The sequence below is a fragment of the Bacillus paranthracis genome (assembly GCF_024296885.1).
Classification (GTDB): Bacteria; Bacillota; Bacilli; order Bacillales; family Bacillaceae_G; genus Bacillus_A; species Bacillus_A paranthracis.
This window is the reverse complement of record NZ_CP101135.1, coordinates 4,412,029-4,431,608: the sequence shown is the minus strand read 5'-3', so window position 1 is coordinate 4,431,608 and position 19,580 is coordinate 4,412,029. Positions and strand designations below refer to the sequence as shown.

The window sequence follows — 19,580 nt, the reverse complement described above, 5'->3', positions numbered from 1 at the left end:
TTTGTTTCTAGTGGTCAATTTCCTTTCCAAAATGCAAAAAGTTCTTCAGGACTTCGTAAATTATGTGCAAGACATGTTTGTGCAGTGTGTTTAAAGCTTTGTATGAATTGTTCTAACCTAGAAGGATCATATTGTTTCACATTGCCAGCAATAATAGTTTCATCTTTATCTAAGTTAAGTGATATTTTTAGCGAAGTTATATTTGTTTTTAGTTGTACAACTTCCATGTAAAAAAACTTTTTGTCTAAGTCAATTATAATATAATCATATCGCTCTACTTGTTTAAAGTATCCTACAATATCATCTTCCAATTGAAACCCTCCCAAGTACTATAGCTTATCTGGAAGACTTCTATATAGATTGTATGATTCCTTGTTATATGTCACATAAGTGTAAAAATAACTATTATAGGGCAATGTCATGTATAATAGAAAGAAAAGGCTTGTGAGGGGGGAGAAGAGATGATCGTTCTTTGGATAATTACGCTTTGTATGACTGCTATTTTTGCATATATGACGTTAAAACAAAATGGTTTAAAGCGATTTGTTCCAGGAAGTATTCTTGCAGGAATTGCCCTTATCACGTATGTAATTTCTATTTTTATTGAAAGTGTATCGGTGGATATGAGCACAAGTTTAATGTTTATGGGGATTACACTATTTGCAAGTAGTATTATGGTACTTATGGTTGCTGGTATTATTTTATTTATTCATATGAATTCGGAAACGTTATAGCATATAGAAAAGGCATGTCCCTCTCGGGACATGCCTTTTTATCCGTTCAATTATGCTCTATCTTTAGAAGAGTTTTGCTGTTTTAGCAAGTCGCGAATTTCGCCAAGAAGAACTTCTTCTTTTGTTGGTTCTGGAATTTCTTCCTCTTTTTCTTCTTCTTCTTTTCTAGATGTTAGTTTGTTGAACACTTTAACGAACATAAAGATAGCCGCTGCAATAATTAAGAAATCAAAAATTGTTTGGATGAAGTTACCGTACATAATAGATGACTTACCGAATGTAAGTTTTAAATCTGTAAAGTCAACGCCACCTAATACCATACCAAGTAATGGTGTAATAACATCTTTTACTAAAGAACTAACGATTTTACCGAATGCAGCACCGATTACAACCCCGACAGCTAAATCAACGACATTCCCTTTGAACGCGAATTTCTTAAACTCGTTCCACATGTGTTAATCCCATCCTTTCCACGATTCATTATGAAATTTATAATTCCTATCAACATATTCTATAGAAATTTTCGAGAGAAATAAAGAGGGAATGGGAATGAAAGTAAATTCTGAAAAATGTATCCGTTTTAATTTTTGTTTACATTATTCAGCAGAGATTGCAAAAGCTGCTGCGTTTTTAATCCTTCTAATCCATCTACAACAGGCTTTGTATCTCCTTGCACACATTCAATGAAATGATGAACAGCATCTTCAAAACCACGTTGTTTTAACGTCGTATCCCATGATGGGGAACCAATTTGAGAAACTGCATTTTCTTGCTCAACTTCAAATGTGTTCATGTTTTTTACGCGAATGATTTTTCCTGTTGTGACAAGTTCAATTTGTTCTAAATTTGTACCGGCATGGCGATGCATTGCGGTAGAAAGTAACAGTCCACTTGGCGTTGTATATGTATGATGTCCGTAAAGAAGTTCATTCTTTTCATTGATTTGCATCATATTATGAACGACGTTAAGCTCATCGTTAGCTAACCAGCGAGCAGTATCTACAATATGTAAGTAATCATCTAACATCGTAAAGTCGTACGTATAGGGCCCGACTTTATTTGTACGATGCTTTTCAATTCGAATCCATGAAATATGATGAGCTTGCTCTTTTGCCGCAACATACATAGGAACGAAGCGGCGATTAAATCCGACCATTAATTTTCGGTTATATTTTTCGCTCAACTCGACTAGTTTTTCAGCCTGTTCCACTGTAGCAGCTAGCGGCTTATCTACGTAAACATCGATTCCTTTTTTCAGAAGTTCAGAAACGATTTCATAATGAGTAGCAGTTGAACTATGAACGAAGATTGCATCACATTCTGAAGCTAACGTTTCAATAGAATGGAATTCTTGAATGCGGTATTGCTGACAAATTTGTTTCCTTTTCTCTGCGTTAGGTGTAAACGCCCCTACAAAATTCCAATCTGTTTCTTTTGTAAGTGTTGGAAGATAAGCTTTTTGTGCAATACTTCCAAGTCCAATCATCCCAATTTTAGGTTTTTTCATGTGTATTCCCACCTATTCATATTGATATAACGGCTTAAATGTAGCATAGGGGGGGGAAGGAAAGCAAAAATTAGCGTTTTACTTATGTTCTTCTAACAAAATCTTCTCTATCTCTTTAAAGTGATGAGCACGAGCATGCTCTAGCGGAGTAACACCATCATTATCTGGAATGTTTACATCTGCACCGTGCTCAATAAGAAGGCGGATAACTTGTTGTTGTGTTTCATCTCCGTTGCTTAGTACGATGGCTTCCATTAAAGCTGTCCACCAGAGATTATTGACATGGTTTACATCGATATTTGTTCGCGTGAGGAGTTCTTTTATAACATCAATATAACCATGTTCTGAGGCAGGGATAAGGGCTGTTCCGCCGTAACGATTCGTAAGTGTTGGATCCGCGCCGGCATCAATCGTTAGTTTTAAAATATCCAAGTAACCTTCTGCACCGGCGTATAGAAAGGGATTGTTTTTCATATCATCTTGGATATTTACGTCAGCACCAGCTTCGATAAGCGCTTTTGCGGTTTTTACATCATTTTTGTATGTAGCAATCATAAGAGGGGTGCGTCCTTTATTGTCTGTTATATTTATGTCAGCCCCTTTTTTGAGTAACGATATAACAGTATTCGTTTCTTGTTTCTCAGTAGCTGTTAGTAGCGCTGTCTCCATGTTTATCATCTCCTTTTTAACTTCTTGTTCTTGCGAGCAACCTTGTAAAAAAATTACGCAACATATCATGCTTACTGTTTTTTTGAACATGGAATTTCAACCTCCTCATTTCAACTGTAAAAGAAGAACATTAAATTTTTATAAACTGACGCTAAAATTACTATAAAATCGCTTGAGTATTTGAACATATATTTTTATGCTTATGAGTAATAAGGTTTGATAAAGTGAAACTTTAATCAGTGGGGGTTTTGTTCATCCCCCACTGATTATTAGTTGAACCAATCGGGCTTTTATGGGCAGTTGATCCCCCACTTAACTTCTTTGCTTTCTCTGAATTTTGAGGTGGGGATCTTACTGCCCGGCAAATAGCGGGGTAAAGTGAGGATGTAACATATGTCTATTAAAACAAGGTTTTTATTTTCTTATATCGCTGTCATTCTTGTTTCCATTGCGCTTATATTAGTTGCGGGATTTTTAATCGTTTTTTCGATAACAGGTGACTTGGAAGCAGTGAAAAATTTCTATAAAAGTTCTTACATTCAAAAGCCGCTTACACCAGAAGAAGAGAATGCCTATCTTGAGTTGAAGTCAGCCGCCAAACAGCATCAATCTCAATTGTTAGATGAGTCGTTTGTCTCAGCGATAGAAAAAGAGGGTGTGAAAATAGTAGTAAGAAAAGGAGAAACACTTTCGTATGCTTCAAACGTATTTGAAAGTGTATCTTTAAAAGAAGCTCTTCCGAAATTTGAATCAGCAAATATTAATAGTCGTGGTACAACGGAATTAGGCGATACATTTTATCGATATGTAAAGTTTGATTTTTATTTTCCTCAGGAAGAAGAGGGGAGTATATTTGTATTAAAGAAGCAAAGTTCATTTGTAGATCTTACACAAAAGTTATTTCCGATTTTGTTCGTATCACTTTTACTGTTAGCTATTTTACTTATTGGATTATTAAGTTACCTCGTCTCAAGAAGTGTTATAAAACCAATCTTTGTATTGAAAGATGCGACTGAAAAAATTAAAGAAGGAAATTTAGATTTTCAAATACCAGTTACATCGCACGATGAAATTGGGCAATTGAATCAAGGATTTGAGGAAATGAGGAAGAAATTAAAAGAATCGATAGAGATGCAAACGCAGTATGAAGAAAATCGAAAAGAGCTCATTTCAAACATCTCTCACGATTTAAAAACACCGATTACATCTATTATTGGATATGTAGAAGGAATAAAAGACGGAGTAGCAAATACGCCAGAAAAAATGGATAAGTATTTGACAACTATCCATACGAAAGCAAGACATATGGATACACTCATTGATGAATTATTTTTATTCTCAAAGCTCGATTTGAATCGAGTTCCCTTTCAGTTTGAAACGGTTGAATTAAATATGTTTATGCAAGAATTAATAGAAGAGATGCAGATGGATTTAAGTAAAGAAGGTATAGAAGTTAACTTACAATTACATGCATCACCACTTTATGTAAAGGCTGATTGCGAAAAGATAAATAGAGTGATATCAAATTTAATTCATAATAGTGTGAAATACATGGATAAAGAAGAAAAGAAAATTACTGTAACAGTATCGAGTGATAACAATAAAGTGATTGTGAAAGTAATGGACAACGGATCAGGTATAGAATCTGATACACTTCCTTATATTTTTGAACGTTTCTATCGTGCAGAGCAATCGAGAAATTCTAGTACAGGTGGAAGTGGACTTGGCTTAGCGATAGCGAAGCAAATTATTGAAGAACATGGCGGGGAAATTTGGGCGGAAAGCGAGCTTGGGGAAGGCACAAGCATTTTCTTCTCATTGGAAAAAGTAGAGGAATGTGGTGAGTAAATTGAAAAGAATTTTACTAATAGAAGATGAAGTAAGCATTGCAGAATTACAGCGAGATTATTTAGAAATTAATGATTTTCAAGTTGATGTCGAACATTCAGGAGAAACAGGTTTACAAATGGCCCTGCAAGAAGACTACGATTTAATTATTTTAGATATTATGCTTCCGAAAATGAATGGATTTGAAATTTGTAAGCAAATTCGAGCTATAAAAGATATTCCGATTTTACTTGTTTCAGCAAAAAAAGAAGATATAGATAAAATTCGCGGGCTCGGTTTAGGAGCGGATGATTATATAACGAAACCGTTTAGCCCGAGTGAATTAGTCGCAAGGGTAAAAGCACATATTTCTCGTTATGAAAGATTATTAGGAAATGTAAGTAAGCAACGCGATACGCTATATATTCACGGAATCTCTATTGATCAAAGGGCGAGGAAAGTTTTTATAAACAATGAAGAAGTTGCGTTTACAACGAAGGAATTTGATTTATTAACATTCTTTGTCACAAACCCAAATCAAGTATTAAATAAAGAACAGCTATTTGAACGTATTTGGGGATTAGACTCCGCTGGTGACTTAGCAACTGTTGTCGTTCATATTAGAAAGCTACGTGAAAAAATTGAAAGAGATCCAGCTCACCCGCAATATATTGAAACGGTATGGGGAGCTGGTTATCGTTTTAACGTGTAGGGAACCTGTCAAAGCTTTGGCAGGTTTTTTTATGTGATCAAAAGGGAATAATAGGTAATTTATGTTAAAATATAAAGAGAGATAAAACATAGGAGAGTGTGAGAGGGCGTGCTACATTTTGGGGGATATATTAAAAGATAATAAATCAAACAAGATTTTAAAGATTGGAACTAATATCATACTTGTTTTATTACTAATAGGGGCAATACAAATGTTTTATGATGACGATTATACGAATGATCATTTTGATTGGTTATTTTTTGCAATCTTTTGGGTAATTAAAAGTATTTCTAGCTCTAAGATAAGTTTGAAAGATAGAGATAAAAAGTCAGTATTACTTGATGTAGGTTTAGTGGTTATTTCTTGTGTTCTTTTAGCTGCTTTTAGTGTGAAATATTTCTTTTAAAAAAGCTCATAGTCTTATGGAGACTGTGAGCTTTTTTAATAATAACGGTACTGGCGTAATGAATTATAAAATGTTTGAGTGGTAGAAGTAAACAGAGTAGTTTCTTCTAAAAAAGGATAATGATTACTCTCTTCAAATATCACAAAAATAGAACTACGTATGCCCTCATGCATATCGATAGAATACTGAATCGGGCATTGCACATCGTGTCTTCCGCATATAATAAGTGTCTTTGTTTTCATAGAAGGTAAATGTTCTCGTAAATTAAATGCTGGATATTCGTGAGAAAAAGCATTCATCCGGCTAGCAGACATTGTTTTTACAATTGGTTTACAAAAATAAGAATTATAGTTTTCTGGTTTATACAATGATAATTTTGTTCTCTCAGTAGATAATTCTTTCCGTTCCTCATTTGTAAGGTGAGGGCTTTTTAAATTTTCGATGAGCTGTTGCATATAATGAAACTGAGGATGTTCCGGATGATAAATGCAAAATGGTGTTTCGGTATAGTTACTTGCTGCGGCTCCAACGAGGACTAATGATTGTAAAGAATTTGGATACGTAATCGCATATAGAAGTCCAAGCATACCACCTGTTGAGTGGCCAGCGAAATGCCATGTTGGAAGTTGTAAAGTTTCTCGTATCGCTTCTAAATCGTGAATCGTTTCAATCATACTTAATTCTTTTTCTGAATTGGCTTTTGCGGAGTTACCAGCATCTCGTAAATTAATGAGCAATACACGATGCGTAGAAGTGAAAACATCCGCAAAGTAATCACCGGTTTCATTAAATTGGGAATAGTGATGTGTAATGCAAAGTGGTTCGCCACTGCCTTTAGTAAAAAGCTCGAATGTGCCGCGTTTCGTGTTGACCATTTGTTGTTTCCACATAATATCACGACCTTTTCCCATAAAGTCCGTTAGTACATAAAAATATATCAGCGATTATCAAAATATATCGGCGCAACTCGAAATATATCAGCGATTATTAAAATATATCGACTTACCGATAGAAATCGACAATAAATAAAAGGAGGCTATTCAAAAACGAGCCTCCTTTTCGTTTAGTACAAAGATTTTTTCATATTATTCCGAATAATTTCAAGGGATTTCGCTACAGTTAATGCGTTCTTTTCTTCAATTTCTGGTTTTCGGGGGATAGGTTTATACATGTTGTCTGGATCTTCCCATGTGAGAGGAAGTTCTGTTTCTGCTTGTCCTTTCCAAGCTTCAATCCATTCTGGAGGGAGATAACCTGAGATGTTTTGGATGTTGTTCATTTCGAGCCAAATGAGTGCCCAAGCCCTTGGGACGACGCGCCAGTGGTCATAGCCACCGCCGCCGACAGCAATCCAGCGACCTTCGCAATATTCGTTAGCGATTTCGCGAGCGAGCTTCGGTATCTCGCGGTAAATATTCATCGTTGCGCAAAGGTGTGTAAGTGGGTCGTAATAATGCGCGTCAGCACCATTTTGCGTTAAAATAATATCCGGTTTAAAGTATGCGGCCACTTCTCTTACGACAGTTCGATAGGAATCTAAAAACGATTCGTCTTCTGTAAAAGCATCGAGTGGAACGTTAAAAGAATAACTATAGCCATTACCTTGTCCGCGTTCGTTTACAGCGCCAGTTCCAGGGAATAAATATCGACCAGTTTCATGTAGTGAAATGGTGCATACGTTAGGATCGTCATAAAAGGACCACTGTACACCATCACCGTGATGAGCATCTGTATCAATATATAAAACGCGTAAACCGTATTTCTTCTGAATATATTTCATTGCGATGGAACTGTCGTTATAAATACAAAAGCCAGATGCTTTGCCGCGAAAGCCGTGATGTAAGCCGCCGCCCAAATTAAGTGCGTGTTTTACTTTTCCGGAAAGAACAGCATCGACAGCTGTTAACGTACCACCAACGAGTAATGCGCTTGCTTCGTGCATATTTGGAAACATCGGTGTATCTTCTGTTCCGAGTCCATATGTCATCGCAATTGATTTTTCTAACTTTCCTTCTCCAGCACGTTTTACCGCATTTATGTACTCCTCTGTATGAATGTAGGCAATCTCTTCATCTGTAGCCATCCGTGGTGAGATGATTTGAGAAGGAGAGATGAAACCGCCCTTTTGTAATAAATCGTACGTAAGTGTGACGCGCAGTTGGTTAAAAGGATGATCAGGGCTAAATGAATAGCCCCGAAAGTCATCCGAATAAATAAACGCGCTACTCATGCTTGCATCCCCATGATGTTTGGCCATAATACGCGGTAGCCTTCTGTTTCAAGTGCATCAATCACTTTTAGCGGATTCATCGTTTGAATGCGGAAAACGAGTACTTTATCATTCTCATCTTTTGCTGGGTAGACGAGAACGCTCACGATATTTATTTGTAACTCACTAAAAATAGCAACGACTTTTCCGAGAATGCCAGGTTCATTTTTTACTTGAATTTCAATTTGTGAACTCGGTTGATGTGCTCCTGTTAATTTCACTAACGTGTGCAGTACAGTAGATTCAGAAATAATTCCAACTAACTTTCCTGCCTTTGTAACAGGAAGACAGCCAATTTTATTTTCAAAAAATAAAGTAGCAATTTCCTCAACAAAGTCGAGAGGATGGCAAGTCATAACAGGATGTTTCATAATCAGTTCGAGCGGTTGCTTCAGCATATCGAGTGAAACTTGTTCATCTAGAATAGATGGACTTGCATCTCTTACATCCCGATCAGAAATAATGCCTACGACATGATTGTTTTGATCGACAATTGGAATGTGCCGAATGCCTTTCGTGCGTATCGTTCGGATTGCTGTTTCGATTGTATCGTTTGGATGTAGTGTCACCACATCTTGATTCATAATTTCTTCTACAATCATTCCAGTTGCCCCCTTTATTAATACATAAAACGATTGTGAAAACGTAGACGATCAAATGCTTGAATAGAATCCGTATCAACGCGTTTGCCGATGCGGACCATTAAACAGTTAGCGGGATGCGAGCAAATTTCAGGATCATCTGTAGCCATCCATTGTAACCCGCCAGCATTCATCATCTTTTCCATTACTTTTCGGTACTCCCAAACATTTAAGCCTGTTTGTTTCAAATCCCAGTGCCAATAATATTCAGTCGTCAATATAATGTAATCTTCCATATAATCGTCCATCATAGAAACCTCTAGTAAATTCTTTCCGACAGAACTCCCGCGGAAGGCTGGGACCACTTCAATTGCCCCAAGCTCAATTAAGTTTTCCATTTTTCCTTCTGACCATCGTTCAAGTGGATCAGGATACAAGTATGTAACATATCCAACAATCGTTTGGTCATGTCTAGCAATAATGAGACGAGCTTCTGGCAATTTAGAAATTTCGACAATTGCTTTATATTGATGCTCGGCAGGACGAAACGCAACTAAATCTGGATGAAATTCATACATTTCTAAGTTATGTGTAGAGACAGGCCCTTCAATAATTAAAGTGCCTTTCGCTGTTTTTAAGTTTCTAGCATTATATATTTTTTTATGGATCAATGTATTGCTCACCACCTTGAGGGTTTGTGAATCTATTCATATCGTACTTTATAATATATGCGATGTGAATCGAAATTTGTCATTAAAAATTTGTCTAAAAATCAACAAATATACTGAAAATTTTAAATAATGTTATTATAATAGATAATAGAATACATAGGAGGGGGATGTAAAGTATGAAAGTAGAAACGCTTCCTGTCATTAAAGGAGAAAATAATTTGCCGAATTATGATGAGGCATACGCGAATTTTAACTGGGAAGAGGTTAATAAAAACTTTACTTGGAATGAAACAGGCCGAGTGAATATGGCGTATGAGGCAATTGATAAGCATGCGAAATCCGATCGGAAGAATAAAGTAGCCCTTTATTATCAAGATGGATCTCGAAAAGAGAAGTATACATTTAAGGAAATGAAGGATTTTTCTAATAAAGCAGGAAATGTCCTAAAAAATTATGGCGATGTAGAAAAAGGCGATCGCGTTTTTATTTTTATGCCGCGTTCCCCAGAGTTATATTTCGCACTTCTTGGTGCAGTGAAGTTGGGAGCAATTGTTGGTCCGCTATTTGAAGCATTTATGGAAGGCGCAGTTCGCGATCGTTTAGAAGATAGCGAAGCAAAAGTGTTAATTACAACACCTGAATTGTTAGAGCGTGTACCATTAAATGATTTACCAGCTTTAAAAACAGTCTTTCTTGTTGGAGATAATGTAGAAGAAGGCGGTAAAACGGTAGCGTTCAATCCTTTATTCGAACAAGCTTCAAAAGAATTACATATTGAATGGTTAGGCCGTGAAGACGGTTTGATTCTACATTACACGTCTGGTTCTACTGGTAAGCCAAAAGGTGTGCTTCATGCACAAAACGCAATGGTTCAGCACTATCAAACGGCGAAGTGGGTATTAGATTTAAAAGAAGACGATGTATATTGGTGCACAGCTGACCCAGGCTGGGTAACGGGAACTGCTTACGGTATTTTTGCACCGTGGTTAGTCGGAGCATCAAATGTTATTTTAGGCGGACGCTTTAGTCCAGAAGCGTGGTATGAAGCACTGCAAGATTACGGTGTAACAGTTTGGTATAGTGCACCAACAGCATTTCGCATGTTAATGGGCGCTGGACAAGATGCAATTAAAAAATACGATTTATCACAAGTGCGCCACGTATTAAGCGTTGGTGAACCGTTAAATCCAGAAGTAATTCGCTGGGGTATGAACGCATTTGGACTTCGTATTCATGATACGTGGTGGATGACAGAAACAGGTGGACAAGTTATTTGTAACTACCCTTGTATGGAAATACGTCCAGGTTCAATGGGGAAACCAATTCCAGGTGTGAAAGCAGCGATTGTTGATAATGAAGGAAATGAAGTGCCTCCATACACAATGGGTAACTTAGCAATTGGCAAAGGTTGGCCAGCTATGATGCGTGGAATTTGGAATAACAAGCAAAAGTATGAATCTTACTTTATGCCGGGCGATTGGTACGTATCAGGTGATTCTGCCTATATGGACGAGGATGGATACTTCTGGTTCCAAGGACGTATTGACGATGTAATTATGACGTCAGGTGAGCGCGTTGGACCATTTGAAGTAGAAAGCAAATTAATCGAGCATGCTGCTGTTGCAGAAGCTGGTGTAATTGGTATTCCTGATCCGGTGCGCGGCGAAATCATTAAAGCATTTATCGCGCTTCGTGCAGGATACGAACCATCTGATGAATTAAAAGAAGAAATCCGTCAATTTGTAAAGAAAGGCCTAGCAGCTCATGCAGCGCCAAGACAAATTGAATTTAGAGATAAATTACCGAAAACGAGAAGTGGTAAAATTATGCGCCGCGTATTAAAAGCGTGGGAGTTAAACTTACCAACAGGTGACTTATCAACGATGGAAGATTAAGAGAGAAAGGTCTGAACGAAATAGCGTTCAGACCTTTCTTTTTTCTTCCCTCTTTAACCTACATATAAAGAGGGAAGAAAATGAAAACAGAAAAAGAAAAAATGATACTAGGAGAAATATATATACCGACTGATCCAGTTGTATGAAAAGATGTGTCAGATCATGTAGTAGTTGGCGGAAATCCTGCAAAGATTATAAAAAAATAAAATAATATTTGAACGAAGTGCCTTCCTCGTCTGTATACATTTATGAAAGAATAGATGAGGGAGGCTTTTTTATGTCTAATAAATTACTTCTTACTTTTGCTTTAATTGGAACTATAGTTGTGTTTTCCTGTGGACTGTTTTTACCAATACCAATTGGATATAGAGTATCAATGCTTACAGCTGGAGTTATAATGAGTGTTGTGTTTTCAATCATTATTCCGTTTGATAGAAAACATATAGTACGAAAAAAAGGGAATAAAATCGATTTTACAAAAACAAAAGTGTATTTTCGCTGGAATGTATTTGATACGATTTCTGTTTGTCTTGCATTGTATGCATGCATATGTGTGCAGGTTTTAATTTTTTTAGTTCCAATGGGATTTACAATTCAAAATCCATATGTTCAATTTTTTACAAATCAATCGCAGTTGTGGATTTTTATTGCAATTGCATATTTAATTTCCCGTATTTCATTAACGTTAAAAGGAATAAAGGAGATCAAAAATCATGGCGCAGATTGGGATTGAGGAGGAACTTATGCTTGCATATCAAAGTGGAGATAAGCAGGCTGGGGAAAAACTATACGTTTTAATCAAACCAGCGCTATACACATTTTTATATCGATTTAACCGAGATGAACAATTGAGTATCGACCTTGTCCAAGATACGTTTTTGACGCTAGAGCGTAAGAAACATATGTATGAACCTGAAAAGGGAAAAATAAAAACGTATTTATTTCAAATTGGTTATCGTCTGATGATTAATAAATTAAATAGGAGAAAAAAGTGGCGTACGCTTTTGCCATTTTTAGTGCCGATTCCGGAAAAAGAATTTTCTCGCGAAGATCGGCTTACAGTAAGAGAAGCAATTTTGAAAGTTCCAGAAGAGCAAAGAGCAGTCCTAATCCTTTCTTATTATCATGACATGCAGCAAAAAGAAATTGCAGAGGTATTAGATATTCCAGTTGGAACGGTGAAGTCGAGACTTCATAACGGGATAAAGAAATTGAAACAATTGCTGGAGGTGGACGAAATTGAGCGAAAATCCCTTTAAGAGTGAATATAAATTAAAACAGCATTTAGATAGTGACCATGTAGAAGTACCGGACTTTCCAAAAACGGTAAGTCGATTCGATCGATTAATCGGGTTTCTTGGTTCCCCGGCGAAAGATCCTGTGGAGGCTACGATTGGGAATGATTTATCAGTTGTGTTTCACGTATCGTTATTAGTTGGGGTTCCAATTCTTTCTCTTATTACGATACTCTTTATGACGTTGTAAAGGATTGGCAAGAAGAGAAACCCGACCTTATTTGACACGCCTATATAAATGATGGTATAAAGAAAAGTATATGAATAATTGAGCGTGGAAAGGGAGAAGTAGTGATCATTTCCCTGTTTTAGAGAGCTGATGGTCGGTGAAAATCAGCACATAGATGATCGCGAATTACGCCCCTAGAGCATCTTTTTTCGATTGAATTGTATTCAAAAGGGAAGAGACGGTGCTAAGCCGTTATGTAAATAAGGTGGTAGGCTTTTTTTGGTCTGCAACTAGGGTGGTAACGCGATAATCAAAATCGTCCCTTATTTGAAGGGGCGATTTTTTTATGTTTTTAACCTTCACGCCAGTAATGAACTTAAAGGAGAGTATGTAGGATATGGGTATTTTACAAGATCTTGAATTTCGCGGTCTAATTAATCAGCAAACAGACGCTGAGGGCCTTGAGCAATTATTAGAAAAAGAAAGCGTTAAATTATACTGTGGTTTCGACCCGACAGCGGATAGCTTACACATCGGTCATATGTTACCAGTATTAATGTTACGTCGTTTCCAATTAGCTGGTCACCAACCAATCGCACTTGTTGGCGGTGGTACTGGTATGATCGGTGACCCAAGTGGTAAAAAAGCAGAGCGTACATTAAATACGAAAGATACAGTTGCTTACTACACAGAAAGCATTAAAAACCAACTTTCAAACTTCTTAGAGTTCGAAAACGTGGAAAACCCAGCAACAATGGCTAACAACTATGATTGGCTTGGTAACTTAGATGTCATTTCATTCTTACGCGATATCGGTAAAAACTTCGGTTTAAACTATATGCTAGCAAAAGATACAGTAGCATCTCGTTTAGAGACTGGTATTTCATTTACTGAGTTTAGTTACATGATTTTACAATCATACGACTTCTTAAACTTATACCAACACCATAATTGCCGCCTACAAATCGGTGGTAGTGACCAATGGGGTAACATTACAGCTGGTCTTGAATTAATCCGTAAATCAGAAGAAGATGCGAAAGCATTCGGTTTAACAATTCCACTTGTTACAAAATCTGACGGTACGAAGTTTGGTAAAACAGAAGGCGGCGCAATTTGGTTAGACCCAGAGAAAACAACTCCTTACGAGTTCTACCAATTCTGGATTAACACAGATGACCGTGATGTTGTTAAATACTTAAAATACTTTACATTCTTATCTCATGAAGAAATTCTTGAGCTTGAAAAGCAAGTAGCTGAAGCACCAGAAAAACGTGCAGCACAAAAAGCATTAGGTGCAGAAATGACAAAACTTGTTCACGGCGAAGAAGCATTAGAACAAGCGATTAAAATTTCAGCTGCATTATTCAGCGGTTCTGTAGCAGAATTGACTGCAAGCGAAATCGAGCAAGGATTCAAAGACGTACCATCTGTAGAACGTACTGCAGAAGATACAGTATTAATCGACTTACTTGTAGAAAGCAAAATCTCTCCATCAAAACGTCAAGCACGTGAAGATGTAACAAACGGCGCAATCTACGTAAACGGTGAGCGTACACAAGCATTAGACTACGTTGTAACAGAAAAAGACCGCATCGAAGGTAAATTCACAATTATTCGCCGCGGTAAAAAGAAATATTTCTTAATTCGTTACTAATCCGAAACGAATATAAACAAATAGTACCCCGAATTGTAGGTTGAAAAGTCTATGATTCGGGGTTTTTATGTATGGATTTAAAACGCCGCATCTTTTCTTTTGAATAGAATATAAAGAATTAATATGAGCATATAAAGTAAACTCACTAGCATAACGATAAATGCTGTTGGATAAAATTTTGCTGCATATATAAAGAAATCAATTTGATAAATATCTTCGTAATTTGAAACGGTACCTTTAAAGTAATTCGTAAATTTAGCGCTATATTTCCATTCATCAGGATTATCTATTAAATTACTTCCCTGATACCAATTAATAAGCGCGGAAGTAATAAACAACATACATGCACTGCCTAACTGAACCATTTGGTTTATTGACAAAATGAATCAACCTCCTATTTTATGGTTATTATAGCGTGCATTCATATACTTGTAACCATTTTGTTGTAATCTCCTTTTCGAGTTCATACGGAAATCACATGTAAGCGGTATGATAAATGTATAACAACTAGAAAGGAGTGGTAAAGCAAAATGTCACTAGAAGCGCTCATTATTTTTTCTTTGCTAAATGCGGGTCAGCTTGCAGAGAATTCGAAGGTGGATGTACATAAAGAGCAGAAAGATGCTTATGTATATGTTCAGAAAGAGGAAAATAAATAATTTAATTTTATATATAAACGAAAAAAGCCAATCCACAGGATTGGCTTTTTGTCATTAACGAGAGTAGAACTCTACGATTAATGCTTCGTTGATTTCAGCTGGTAACTCAGCACGCTCAGCGTGACGAGTGTAAGTAGCTTCTAATTTGTCAGCATCGAAAGTTAAGTATTCTGGTACGAAGTTGTTAACTTCGATCGCTTCTTTAACAACAACAAGGTTGTTAGATTTTTCGCGAACGCTGATAGTTTGACCAGGTTTTACACGGTAAGATGGGATATCTACGCGAGATCCATCAACTGTGATGTGACCGTGGTTTACTAATTGGCGAGCTGCACGACGAGTGCGAGCTAAGCCCATACGGTAAACTAAGTTGTCAAGACGAGCTTCAAGAAGGATCATGAAGTTTTCGCCGTGCTTACCAGGCATTTTACCTGCTTGGTCAAATGTGCGACGGAATTGACGCTCAGTCATGCCGTACATGTGACGAAGTTTTTGTTTCTCTTGTAATTGTAAACCGTATTCTGAAAGTTTCTTACGTTGGTTAGGACCGTGAGGACCTGGTGCGTAAGGGCGTTTTTCTAATTCTTTTCCTGTGCCGCTTAGAGAGATTCCAAGACGACGAGACAGTTTCCAAGCTGGACCTGTATAACGAGCCATAGTTGACTCCTCCTTTAAAATGTTTTTATTTACGTAAAATAAAAACAGACGTAATCGATATTTACGGGCATTTTGTTTTCATGTACCTTCGCTCCAGCAGCAGGGAGTTACGAGATACACCTCCGTAGAGGAACAAAATACAAACGATAAACTCACATTACAAGGCTGCCTTTTTATTTTACACAAACGCTATTATATCTTTTACCCAGAGTTTCGTCAAGCGAGTACGTTTTTGTTTTATGCATATAAATTTTGGAAATGAACAAGAAGGAATTTAAAACGATATAAAAGAAGAGATAGAAACACAAATAAAACGCTTACATAAAATAAAGTAAAACGTTCATCAAAGTTTTAATGATGAATATGCGGCAATAAAAACATAAAAGGGGATGTTTTTATGAAAAAGAAGCATATGGAGACAGCGTTAATTCATCACGGTTATACATCAGAGGAACATAAAGGAAGTTTAACACCGCCTTTATTTCAAACGTCTACATTTACATTTGAGACTGCGCAGCAAGGAGAGGCGAGTTTTGCGGGAGTGGATCCATCTTATATTTACTCAAGACTTGGAAATCCGACTGTGAAATTATTCGAAGAACGTATGGCGGTGTTAGAAGGAGGAGAAGAAGCGCTTGCTTTCGGATCCGGTATGGCAGCTATTTCCGCAACGTTAATTGGTTTTCTAAAAGCTGGAGATCATATTATTTGTTCAAATGGATTATACGGCTGCACATACGGTTTTTTAGAAGTGTTAGAAGAAAAATTTATGATTACGCATTCGTTTTGTGATATGGAGACAGAGGCTGATATGGAAAATAAAATTCGCCCGAATACAAAGCTTATTTTCGTTGAAACACCGATTAATCCGACAATGAAATTAATTGATTTAAAACAAGTGATTCGGGTTGCGAAGCGAAATGGGTTACTTGTTATTGTTGATAATACGTTTTGTTCACCTTATTTACAAAGACCGCTTGAACTTGGCTGTGACGCGGTTGTTCATAGTGCGACAAAATATATTGGTGGTCACGGTGATGTTGTGGCGGGTGTAACAATTTGTAAAACGAAAGCGTTAGCTGAAAAAATCCGCCCGATGCGAAAAGATATCGGCGGTATTATGGCACCGTTTGACGCATGGTTATTGTTACGCGGATTAAAGACACTAGCAGTAAGAATGGATCGTCATTGTGATAATGCAGAAAAAATTGTATCGTTCCTAAAAAATCATGATGCGGTAGAAGGTGTTTGGTATCCAGAAGGAGAGTTAGCATCTCGCCAAATGAAACGTGGGGGCGGTGTTATATCTTTTTCAATTAAAGGCGGGAAAGAAGAGACGCAGGCGTTTATTAATGACCTTCACTTTATTACAATTGCGGTAAGTTTAGGAGATACAGAAACGTTAATTCAGCACCCAGCAACGATGACGCACGCCGCGATTCCAGCTGCGTTAAGACAAGAAATGGGCATTTATGATAATTTAATACGTTTATCTGTCGGTTTAGAATCGTGGGAGGATATTGTTTCTGATTTAGAGCAAGCGTTAAAGAAAATATCTACTGTTAGTAATCAATAAAAAAAGAGCTAGCTATCGGTTTTGTACGTCATGTACTTAATCGATAACTAGCTCTTTTTTGTTACATATGTTTTAGGAGTGTTTCCACAAACTTTTCTAAATAGCGCTGATCTACTTCGTCGAAACGGTTTTTTTCAGGGCTATCAATATCAAGTACACCAATGACATTCCCATCCTTAATAATCGGTACGACGATTTCTGAATTTGAAGCACTGTCGCAAGCGATGTGTCCTGGGAATTGATGAACGTCTGCTACAAGCTGCGTTGTTTTCGTTTCAGCTGCAACGCCGCAAACGCCTCGTCCAAATGGAATGCGTACGCAAGCAGGCATTCCTTGGAATGGTCCAAGAACAAGCTGATTTCCTTCTGTTACGTAAAAGCCAACCCAATTAACACGATCCAAAAATTGGTTTAATAATGCGGACGCATTTGATAAGTTTGCGACTACGTTTGATTCGCCAGTTAATAATGCATCCAGTTGTTTTATTACTGTCTCATATTGCTGCACGCGAGATCCTGTATAACTTTCTTTAGTAAACATGGAAACAGCTCCTTTTTTATCGAGATGTGTAAAATATTAGCAAAATACGATGTATTTCACATGACTTTGTCGATAGAAAATTAAAGGAATTTGTCTTAAAAGTCAAGAAATTTACACTATAGCTGTTCAGTGAGAGGAAGTGAGCGCATGAAACAGACGAAACAAAAAGTAATTGATGCGGCAATATCGTTGTTTAACACGAAAGGTTATGATGGAACGTCGGTGCGAGACATTGCAAAGCGAGCGGATGTGAATGTAGCGAATATTTCATATTATTTTGCTGGAAAGCAAGGCCTATTAGAGCAGCTTATTACTAATTTTTTAGAAGGGTATATTCATGTGATTGAAACGTCCTTTGAACAGAGAGAATATTTGTCGGCTAAAGATGTGATGGTGCAAATGGTGCGCGGGATTTTACGATATCAATTTGATAATAGGGAGCTGACACGTTTCTTTTACCGAGAGCTGTCGCTTGATACGACATTAATTCGCGAAGTGATGACCGTTTATTTTTCTAAAGAAAGATATTATATAGAGCAAATGATTAGACAGGGACAAATGAAACAAGAGTTTAAGAAGGTATCTTTTACAATGTTTATGACGCAATTAAAAGGCATGATGAATATGCCGTTTTTATATCCGCAATATATATCAGAAGTGCTACATTCTTTTCCATCTGAGACCTTTTTCTTAGAAATGTACACGAAAGAAATTGAACAATGGATAGAACAAACATTATGTATAACGAATATGTATTATGAATGGCCAAGAGCTGTTCATATGTGAAAAATCCCCACCTAACGAACTGAGGTGGGGATTTTTGTGCTTTCTTTTCTTTGCCATAAATTGTTGCATAATAGCGCGATAATTGTTAATGAGGCTCCAGCAACTTCAATTTTGTCGACTGTATAACCTCGAAAGATGGAACCGATAAGTGCAAGTACAGGAACTAAATTCATAAATAATATGCCATTAATGGATGAAATATAGCGATTTCCTGCGTTCCAGCAAAATACTGCGATAACGCCTGCAATAATAGACATATATAAGAGTTCAAAACGAACGTTCATAATTGTCGATAGTGAAGGTACAGTAACGACGTTTGTATAAGTTAAAAAAGTGACGATAGTGATGAGTGAAATTGAGCCAAATAAACAAGTTAACGTCGTATACCTAAGTGGTGACCAAGATTGAAAACTAGCACCACCGTTTGTATAAATGACCCAGCAAGTAACGCCGCATAACATAAGTATATTTGTTGAAAGGTGACTGGCAGCTCCAAATAATAAGTGAATATTTCCTTTTGAAATGACAAGCATAACACCGATAAGTGCAACGAACATACAAAGGAAAGTGTAGTTTTGTGGACGTTTGTTTTTTGTTATCCACTGCAATAATAAAGCGATGAGTGGCATAAGAGACTGAATCATCGCGGCATGGATGGCTCCAGACGGTCCGGCAAGTTGCTGTCCGTAGAAAACGAGAAAACCATATCCTGCGAAACCGACTGTTCCGTAAAAGAGTAACGAAAGTGTTTTCTTTTCTAAGCGGAGTGACTTTGTCCCTTCGGTCATTAATAACAGAATAAGAAAAATAATAGCTGCTGATCCATAGCGAATCGTTGTGAAGAAGAATGGATCGATAAACTGTAAGGCGTTTGCCATGACAGGAAACATAAATCCCCAAGCCGTTACGGCAAGTAAGCATAGGAGGGATCCGAGTAGCATTTGTTTTTTGTTCAAGAGTATCTTTCCCCTT

At 37.1% G+C, this 19,580-nt stretch carries 24 protein-coding genes and 1 other annotated feature; of the genes, 12 read left to right on the top strand and 12 right to left on the bottom strand.

The window, feature by feature from the left end; translation table 11 throughout:
* Nucleotides 1-14: 14 nt before the first annotated feature.
* Nucleotides 15-311: a protein Dhp61 gene (dhp61, locus tag NLJ82_RS22920; RefSeq protein ID WP_000389135.1), complete on the bottom strand. Its 297-nt coding sequence runs from the start codon at nucleotides 309-311 to the stop codon at nucleotides 15-17.
* Nucleotides 312-461: 150 nt separating this feature from the next.
* Between dhp61 and NLJ82_RS22915 the strand changes: the two genes are divergently transcribed.
* Entirely contained in the window at nucleotides 462-734 is a 273-nt protein-coding gene (locus NLJ82_RS22915; RefSeq protein WP_000636593.1) for a DUF3917 domain-containing protein, read from the top strand.
* 50 nt (nucleotides 735-784) lie between these two features.
* Here NLJ82_RS22915 and mscL read toward each other — a convergent pair whose 3' ends face one another.
* From mscL to NLJ82_RS22900, 3 genes are all read right to left on the bottom strand, one after another.
* Nucleotides 785-1,186, bottom strand: coding sequence for a large-conductance mechanosensitive channel protein MscL (mscL, locus tag NLJ82_RS22910; RefSeq protein ID WP_000267020.1), 402 nt, complete (start codon nucleotides 1,184-1,186; stop codon nucleotides 785-787).
* A gap of 128 nt (nucleotides 1,187-1,314) precedes the next feature.
* The gene (locus NLJ82_RS22905; RefSeq protein ID WP_000743066.1) at nucleotides 1,315-2,241 is read right to left on the bottom strand and encodes a Gfo/Idh/MocA family protein; all 927 of its coding nucleotides are present in this window, start codon (nucleotides 2,239-2,241) and stop codon (nucleotides 1,315-1,317) included.
* Nucleotides 2,242-2,319: 78 nt separating this feature from the next.
* The gene (locus NLJ82_RS22900; RefSeq protein WP_000475162.1) at nucleotides 2,320-3,000 is read right to left on the bottom strand and encodes an ankyrin repeat domain-containing protein; all 681 of its coding nucleotides are present in this window, start codon (nucleotides 2,998-3,000) and stop codon (nucleotides 2,320-2,322) included.
* Between the two features lie 303 nt (nucleotides 3,001-3,303).
* Here NLJ82_RS22900 and NLJ82_RS22895 point away from each other — a divergent pair, with 303 nt between their 5' ends.
* From NLJ82_RS22895 to NLJ82_RS22885, 3 genes are all read left to right on the top strand, one after another.
* Entirely contained in the window at nucleotides 3,304-4,758 is a 1,455-nt protein-coding gene (locus tag NLJ82_RS22895) for a sensor histidine kinase (RefSeq protein ID WP_000023832.1), read from the top strand.
* 1 nt (nucleotide 4,759) lies between these two features.
* On the top strand, nucleotides 4,760-5,449 hold the full coding sequence (locus NLJ82_RS22890; protein WP_001993852.1) for a response regulator transcription factor: 690 nt from the start codon (nucleotides 4,760-4,762) through the stop codon (nucleotides 5,447-5,449).
* 115 nt (nucleotides 5,450-5,564) lie between these two features.
* Complete coding sequence (locus NLJ82_RS22885; protein ID WP_050266810.1) at nucleotides 5,565-5,855, top strand: hypothetical protein; 291 nt, start codon at nucleotides 5,565-5,567, stop codon at nucleotides 5,853-5,855.
* 35 nt (nucleotides 5,856-5,890) lie between these two features.
* Here the strand turns inward: NLJ82_RS22885 and NLJ82_RS22880 are convergent, their stop codons facing one another.
* The 4 genes from NLJ82_RS22880 to acuA form a co-directional block, all read right to left on the bottom strand.
* Nucleotides 5,891-6,766 (bottom strand): alpha/beta fold hydrolase, encoded by an 876-nt coding sequence (locus NLJ82_RS22880; protein WP_000515267.1) that lies wholly within the window; start codon nucleotides 6,764-6,766, stop codon nucleotides 5,891-5,893.
* A gap of 152 nt (nucleotides 6,767-6,918) precedes the next feature.
* Complete coding sequence (acuC, locus tag NLJ82_RS22875) at nucleotides 6,919-8,085, bottom strand: acetoin utilization protein AcuC (protein WP_000092805.1); 1,167 nt, start codon at nucleotides 8,083-8,085, stop codon at nucleotides 6,919-6,921.
* On the bottom strand, nucleotides 8,082-8,726 hold the full coding sequence (locus NLJ82_RS22870; protein WP_000634569.1) for an acetoin utilization AcuB family protein: 645 nt from the start codon (nucleotides 8,724-8,726) through the stop codon (nucleotides 8,082-8,084). Before NLJ82_RS22870 ends, acuC begins: the two co-directional genes overlap by 4 nt.
* A gap of 17 nt (nucleotides 8,727-8,743) precedes the next feature.
* The gene (acuA, locus tag NLJ82_RS22865; protein ID WP_000581391.1) at nucleotides 8,744-9,376 is read right to left on the bottom strand and encodes an acetoin utilization protein acetyltransferase AcuA; all 633 of its coding nucleotides are present in this window, start codon (nucleotides 9,374-9,376) and stop codon (nucleotides 8,744-8,746) included.
* A gap of 176 nt (nucleotides 9,377-9,552) precedes the next feature.
* Between acuA and acsA the strand changes: the two genes are divergently transcribed.
* The 5 genes from acsA (at nucleotide 9,553) to tyrS (ending at nucleotide 14,389) form a co-directional block, all read left to right on the top strand.
* Complete coding sequence (gene acsA, locus NLJ82_RS22860; protein WP_000862051.1) at nucleotides 9,553-11,271, top strand: acetate--CoA ligase; 1,719 nt, start codon at nucleotides 9,553-9,555, stop codon at nucleotides 11,269-11,271.
* 277 nt (nucleotides 11,272-11,548) lie between these two features.
* Complete coding sequence (locus NLJ82_RS22855) at nucleotides 11,549-12,004, top strand: hypothetical protein (RefSeq protein ID WP_000066450.1); 456 nt, start codon at nucleotides 11,549-11,551, stop codon at nucleotides 12,002-12,004.
* Complete coding sequence (locus NLJ82_RS22850) at nucleotides 11,985-12,530, top strand: RNA polymerase sigma factor (protein WP_000057189.1); 546 nt, start codon at nucleotides 11,985-11,987, stop codon at nucleotides 12,528-12,530. Before NLJ82_RS22855 ends, NLJ82_RS22850 begins: the two co-directional genes overlap by 20 nt.
* Nucleotides 12,511-12,756 (top strand): hypothetical protein, encoded by a 246-nt coding sequence (locus NLJ82_RS22845; RefSeq protein ID WP_001293796.1) that lies wholly within the window; start codon nucleotides 12,511-12,513, stop codon nucleotides 12,754-12,756. Before NLJ82_RS22850 ends, NLJ82_RS22845 begins: the two co-directional genes overlap by 20 nt.
* 76 nt (nucleotides 12,757-12,832) lie before the next feature.
* Nucleotides 12,833-13,062 (top strand) — a binding site (T-box leader).
* A gap of 70 nt (nucleotides 13,063-13,132) precedes the next feature.
* On the top strand, nucleotides 13,133-14,389 hold the full coding sequence (tyrS, locus tag NLJ82_RS22840) for a tyrosine--tRNA ligase (protein WP_000512096.1): 1,257 nt from the start codon (nucleotides 13,133-13,135) through the stop codon (nucleotides 14,387-14,389).
* 77 nt (nucleotides 14,390-14,466) lie between these two features.
* On the opposite strand, the gene NLJ82_RS22835 is transcribed toward tyrS, so the two are convergent.
* A complete protein-coding gene (locus NLJ82_RS22835) occupies nucleotides 14,467-14,769 on the bottom strand; it encodes a YjdJ family protein (protein ID WP_000026503.1) in 303 nt (100 codons plus the stop codon).
* 150 nt (nucleotides 14,770-14,919) lie between these two features.
* Between NLJ82_RS22835 and NLJ82_RS22830 the strand changes: the two genes are divergently transcribed.
* The gene (locus NLJ82_RS22830) at nucleotides 14,920-15,048 is read left to right on the top strand and encodes a hypothetical protein (RefSeq protein WP_000050944.1); all 129 of its coding nucleotides are present in this window, start codon (nucleotides 14,920-14,922) and stop codon (nucleotides 15,046-15,048) included.
* 54 nt (nucleotides 15,049-15,102) lie between these two features.
* Here NLJ82_RS22830 and rpsD read toward each other — a convergent pair whose 3' ends face one another.
* Nucleotides 15,103-15,705, bottom strand: a complete 603-nt coding sequence (gene rpsD, locus NLJ82_RS22825; protein ID WP_000135321.1) for a 30S ribosomal protein S4 — start codon at nucleotides 15,703-15,705, stop codon at nucleotides 15,103-15,105.
* Nucleotides 15,706-16,102: 397 nt separating this feature from the next.
* Here rpsD and megL point away from each other — a divergent pair, with 397 nt between their 5' ends.
* Complete coding sequence (gene megL, locus NLJ82_RS22820) at nucleotides 16,103-17,281, top strand: methionine gamma-lyase (RefSeq protein WP_000726590.1); 1,179 nt, start codon at nucleotides 16,103-16,105, stop codon at nucleotides 17,279-17,281.
* A gap of 61 nt (nucleotides 17,282-17,342) precedes the next feature.
* Here the strand turns inward: megL and NLJ82_RS22815 are convergent, their stop codons facing one another.
* Nucleotides 17,343-17,822: a GAF domain-containing protein gene (locus NLJ82_RS22815; protein ID WP_000494346.1), complete on the bottom strand. Its 480-nt coding sequence runs from the start codon at nucleotides 17,820-17,822 to the stop codon at nucleotides 17,343-17,345.
* Nucleotides 17,823-17,969: 147 nt separating this feature from the next.
* Between NLJ82_RS22815 and refZ the strand changes: the two genes are divergently transcribed.
* Nucleotides 17,970-18,608: a forespore capture DNA-binding protein RefZ gene (refZ, locus tag NLJ82_RS22810; RefSeq protein WP_000814932.1), complete on the top strand. Its 639-nt coding sequence runs from the start codon at nucleotides 17,970-17,972 to the stop codon at nucleotides 18,606-18,608.
* 11 nt (nucleotides 18,609-18,619) lie between these two features.
* Here the strand turns inward: refZ and NLJ82_RS22805 are convergent, their stop codons facing one another.
* Nucleotides 18,620-19,564 (bottom strand): DMT family transporter, encoded by a 945-nt coding sequence (locus tag NLJ82_RS22805; RefSeq protein ID WP_001036068.1) that lies wholly within the window; start codon nucleotides 19,562-19,564, stop codon nucleotides 18,620-18,622.
* Nucleotides 19,565-19,580 lie beyond the last annotated feature (16 nt).

Bases quoted from the DNA above. Each gene is read 5' to 3' on its own strand.
- NLJ82_RS22915 (WP_000636593.1), top strand. From the start codon at position 462: ATGATCGTTCTTTGGATAATTACGCTTTGTATGACTGCTATTTTTGCA.
- mscL (WP_000267020.1), bottom strand. From the start codon at position 1,186: ATGTGGAACGAGTTTAAGAAATTCGCGTTCAAAGGGAATGTCGTTGAT.
- NLJ82_RS22905 (WP_000743066.1), bottom strand. From the start codon at position 2,241: ATGAAAAAACCTAAAATTGGGATGATTGGACTTGGAAGTATTGCACAA.
- NLJ82_RS22900 (WP_000475162.1), bottom strand. From the start codon at position 3,000: ATGTTCAAAAAAACAGTAAGCATGATATGTTGCGTAATTTTTTTACAA.
- NLJ82_RS22895 (WP_000023832.1), top strand. From the start codon at position 3,304: ATGTCTATTAAAACAAGGTTTTTATTTTCTTATATCGCTGTCATTCTT.
- NLJ82_RS22880 (WP_000515267.1), bottom strand. From the start codon at position 6,766: ATGGGAAAAGGTCGTGATATTATGTGGAAACAACAAATGGTCAACACG.
- acuC (WP_000092805.1), bottom strand. From the start codon at position 8,085: ATGAGTAGCGCGTTTATTTATTCGGATGACTTTCGGGGCTATTCATTT.
- NLJ82_RS22870 (WP_000634569.1), bottom strand. From the start codon at position 8,726: ATGATTGTAGAAGAAATTATGAATCAAGATGTGGTGACACTACATCCA.
- acsA (WP_000862051.1), top strand. From the start codon at position 9,553: ATGAAAGTAGAAACGCTTCCTGTCATTAAAGGAGAAAATAATTTGCCG.
- NLJ82_RS22855 (WP_000066450.1), top strand. From the start codon at position 11,549: ATGTCTAATAAATTACTTCTTACTTTTGCTTTAATTGGAACTATAGTT.
- NLJ82_RS22850 (WP_000057189.1), top strand. From the start codon at position 11,985: ATGGCGCAGATTGGGATTGAGGAGGAACTTATGCTTGCATATCAAAGT.
- tyrS (WP_000512096.1), top strand. From the start codon at position 13,133: ATGGGTATTTTACAAGATCTTGAATTTCGCGGTCTAATTAATCAGCAA.
- NLJ82_RS22830 (WP_000050944.1), top strand. From the start codon at position 14,920: ATGTCACTAGAAGCGCTCATTATTTTTTCTTTGCTAAATGCGGGTCAG.
- rpsD (WP_000135321.1), bottom strand. From the start codon at position 15,705: ATGGCTCGTTATACAGGTCCAGCTTGGAAACTGTCTCGTCGTCTTGGA.
- megL (WP_000726590.1), top strand. From the start codon at position 16,103: ATGAAAAAGAAGCATATGGAGACAGCGTTAATTCATCACGGTTATACA.
- NLJ82_RS22815 (WP_000494346.1), bottom strand. From the start codon at position 17,822: ATGTTTACTAAAGAAAGTTATACAGGATCTCGCGTGCAGCAATATGAG.
- refZ (WP_000814932.1), top strand. From the start codon at position 17,970: ATGAAACAGACGAAACAAAAAGTAATTGATGCGGCAATATCGTTGTTT.